The sequence below is a fragment of the Endozoicomonas sp. SESOKO2 genome (assembly GCF_024606245.1).
GTDB lineage: Bacteria > Pseudomonadota > Gammaproteobacteria > Pseudomonadales > Endozoicomonadaceae > Endozoicomonas_A.
Window position 1 is genome coordinate 1 of the sequence record NZ_JAHHPQ010000244.1, and the last position, 4,208, is coordinate 4,208.

Genomic DNA, 4,208 nt, shown 5'->3' on the forward strand with positions numbered 1-4,208 from the left:
GATCGCGACGGCGCATCAGGGCTTCTTTCTTGGTCAGTTTTTCGAAAGTACCGTCTTCAGCCTGGGCTTCCAGATCACGCAGACGACGGACCGACTGACGAATGGTCTTATAGTTGGTCAGCATACCACCCAACCAGCGATGCGCCACAAAAGGCATACCGCAACGAGCAGCTTCTTCACGGATGATTTTACCGGCAGCGCGCTTGGTACCAACAAAAAGAATCTTGTTCTTACCTTCGGCAAGCTTGCGAATGAAGCTCATCGCTTCATTGAAGGCAGGCATGGTGTGCTCAAGGTTAATGATATGAATCTTGTTGCGAGCACCAAAGATGAATTTGTTCATCTTTGGGTTCCAGAAACGAGTCTGGTGACCAAAATGCACACCCGCCTTGAGCATGTCACGCATGGTGACTTGAGCCATGAGAAATCTCCTGTTACAGGGTTAGGCCTCCACACACCCCATGAGTTCGACCCAATGATCAGCTTTCGCTGATAGCCAGGGCACCCTGAATCATGTGTCGGTGTATGTGAGTTCTGGTTACAAAATAAATAAAAACCTCGCAGTCAGGCAACCCTGAACACGAGGACGCAGTTTTATACCACAATCGAATGTTGATTCATAGCCAGAAGACTTCTTAGAAGGAAGATTCATCAACTCCATGGAAACCGGTTCTACTTTACGATAGCCAACTCTCCCTTCTTTTCTGTTAGAATTCCAGCAAGTGAATCCGTAAAGCCCCGGGAAAGCTGCTTAAGTAAACCGCCATGAGCGAAAAACGACCCTATTATTCTGTCGTCATAAGGTCACTCGCTGCAAAGCACTCTCGGTATTTCCCGCGCCCTACAAAGAACATTTGAAATGAAAGTTACGATCAAAACCTCTGAAGATATTGAAAAAATGCGCGTCGCCGGCAAGCTTGCTGCTGATGTACTGGAGATGATCACTCCCCATGTGAAACCCGGCATTACTACTGGTGAACTTGATCGTATCTGTCACGACTACATCGTTAATGAACAGCAGGCTATCCCGGCACCCTTGAACTATGGTGCAGCTCCCGGCCGCCCCGGCTTTCCAAAATCGATTTGCACCTCCCTTAACCACGTTGTCTGTCACGGCATCCCCAACGACAAGAAAACCCTGAAAAATGGCGACATGCTCAACATCGACATCACTGTCATCAAAGACGGTTATCACGGTGACACCAGCAAGATGTTTCTGGTAGGCAGTTCGCAACCTTTTGCTGAAAAACTGGTCAAAGTCACTCAGGAATGTCTTTACAAGGGCATTGAAATCGTTAGGCCCGGTGTCAAGTTAAGTGATATTGGTCGGGTGATCGCCCGGCATGCTCACGCCAATCACTATTCAGTAGTTGAAGAGTATTGCGGCCACGGTATCGGCAGAGTCTTCCACGAAGACCCTCAAGTCCTTCATTATGACGGCTATGGCGATCATAACGACTGCGTTCTGCAGGAAGGCATGACATTCACCATTGAACCTATGATCAATGCTGGTAAGAAGTTTACCAAACTCCTGGGAGATGGATGGACTGCGGTCACCAAGGACCGTCGCCCTTCTGCCCAGTGGGAGCACACCATTCTTGTTACCGCTGACGGCGTCGAAATACTGACTCTCAGAAGTGAAGAGACGCTTCCCTTTTGATCCCTGAATGGCTCGCTCATCTTATCAATAAAATCTCACCTATAAAGAGTGCGGGCCGGTTTTATTAGCGACGGAGTGCCAGGACCTATTATGAATCACGCAAGCCCACAGATTCCCGACCAGTTTAAAGCCCAACTGTTTGATAAAGACGCATTTGTTGCCGCTCTGAGCAACCAACCCTCCATCCCTCTTTACAAAAACACTATTCAGTCTGGCAGGGAAACGCTGAACCAATGGTTCAGTAAAGAAGTCAATATTGATCAGCTGGTTTACAGCCACACCTGGCTCATAGACCAGATTCTTATCACAGCGTGGGAACAGTCTGCCTGGGACGATTCTGAACACATCAGCCTGCTCGCTGTTGGGGGTTATGGCCGCGGCGAGCTTCACCCCGGTTCCGATATCGACATTCTGATTCTTCTGGAGAGTGACGAGTACCAGATCCATCAGTCTGAAATCGAAGCTTTTCTAACGACTTTGTGGGACATCGGCTTAAAAGTAGGTTCCAGCGTCCGATCCTTAAGAGAATGCACTGAACAGGCCAGAAGTGATCTGACGATCATCACCAACCTCATGGAAGCTCGCCCCCTGTCCGATCCTGAAAACCTGAATAAACAACTTCAGGAGAAGATCGACATCCACCACATGTGGCCCAGTAATCAGTACCTTCAGGCCAAATTTGACGAACAGAAAGCCCGGCATAAAAAGTACGCTGACACTGCCTACAGTCTGGAACCTAACATAAAAGGCTCACCCGGCGGCATCCGTGATCTGCACATGCTGGGCTGGACGGCAAGACGTCATTTTGGTACTCAGGACCCCATCAAGCTTATGGCCCTGAATTTTCTGACGGAAGCTGAATACGAACAACTGATCCGCTGCCGGGCGTTCCTTTGGAAAATACGCTGGGCGTTGCATACACTCACAGGCCGGGGCGAAGACAGACTTCTGTTTGACCATCAGCGATCACTGGCTGAACAGTTTGGTTACCAGGACCACCCGGGCTCACTGGCGGTTGAACAATTCATGCAAAGCTACTTCCGCACGGTTCTAATCGTTGGCCAGTTCAAAGACCTGATCCTCCAACATTTTGATGACAAGATCCTGAATGCAGACAAACCGCAGACGATAACCCCGATCAATGAGCGATTCCAGATACATAATCAGTATATTGAAGTCACCCATGACCGGGTATTCGCTGATCACCCGCCAGCTATTCTGGAAATGTTTGTCCTGATGACCCGAGACCCGGATATTCTTGGCCCAAGGGCTGAAACCATCCGGTTACTGCGCGATATTCGTCACACTGTTGACAGCCAGTTTAGAAAAGATCCCAGATGTGCAAAATTATTCCTTCAGCTTTTGCAGGCACCCTACGGATTGACTATCAGCTTGAGAAGAATGGCCCGTTTTGGGATCCTTGGCCGCTACCTGCCAGAGTTTGGCCGCATAATCGGACAGATGCAATTCGACCTGTTCCACACCTACACAGTCGACGCTCATACGCTATTACTGATAAAGCATCTGCGCAGCTTTCGTTACGAAGAAAACAAGCAACGATACCCTATTGCTTCTCGAATCATCCATGACATAAAAAAACCCGAACTGCTCTATGTTGCCGGACTTTATCACGACATTGGCAAGGGTCGTGGAGGTGACCACTCCCAGCTGGGCGCAGTTGACGCCGAAGTATTCTGCCGAAGACACGGCCTGCGTCGTGTAGACACCAAACTCATTGTCTGGCTGGTACGCGAGCACCTCACCCTGTCGACCACTGCCCAGAAAAAAGACCTGTCAGACCCTGAAGTCATTCAGGATTTCGCCCGTAAAGTGGGTAATTTGAACAGTCTGAATCATCTCTATCTGCTCACTGTTGCCGACATTAATGCCACCAACCCTGAGTTATGGAATGGCTGGCGCTCTTCTCTATTGCAACAACTGTATAGTCAGACCCGGCAGGTTCTGGAGTACGGCATAGAGAATATGCCTGACAGTGATGAAAGACTGCAGGACATTCAGCAGGAGACTCTCGAACTTCTGGCTGACAACAATCTGGACACCCAATCGATCCAGTCACTCTGGGAGACTCTGGATGATGACTATTTTTCCCGTCATGACCCCCATGAAATTGCCTGGCATACCCGGGGAATTCTCGCTCACGAGGGAACACCCCCCCTGGTTCTGACCCGTGAAACCGACACTGACAGGGAACACAGTGGTTCACAAATTTTTGTTTATGCGCCTGACCGCCCCAATCTGTTTGCTGCGACGGTAGCCGGACTCGACTATCTGCACATCAGTATTCAGGACGCAAGAATCATCACTTCCAGCGATCAGTTCAGCCTGGACACTTACACGGTATTAGAAGAAGATGGTTCTGCTATCGGCAATAATGAATCACGCATTATGCAGATTCAGAGTTACCTGCAACAAATCCTCAGTGCCCCCCGGCAAATGCCAGATGCAGCACAGAAGCGCACCCCCAGACAACTGAGACACTTTGCCAAAGAGCCCCAGATTACCATCAGTAACTTGCCTGGGATTAAAA

Annotated in this window: 3 protein-coding genes; 2 read left to right on the top strand and 1 reads right to left on the bottom strand. The window is 49.4% G+C overall.

From position 1 onward, the window contains the following. Window positions 1–421 (bottom strand): 30S ribosomal protein S2 (gene rpsB / locus KDK17_RS05855; protein WP_257287577.1); only part of this gene is annotated, 421 nt, incomplete at its 3' end. Window positions 422–859: 438 nt separating this feature from the next. Between rpsB and map the strand changes: the two genes are divergently transcribed. Further along, the gene (gene map, locus KDK17_RS05860) at window positions 860–1,660 is read left to right on the top strand and encodes a type I methionyl aminopeptidase (RefSeq protein WP_257255309.1); all 801 of its coding nucleotides are present in this window, start codon (window positions 860–862) and stop codon (window positions 1,658–1,660) included. Window positions 1,661–1,750: 90 nt separating this feature from the next. Continuing rightward, a partial coding sequence (gene glnD, locus KDK17_RS05865; protein ID WP_257287578.1) for a [protein-PII] uridylyltransferase occupies window positions 1,751–4,208 on the top strand: 2,458 nt, incomplete at its 3' end.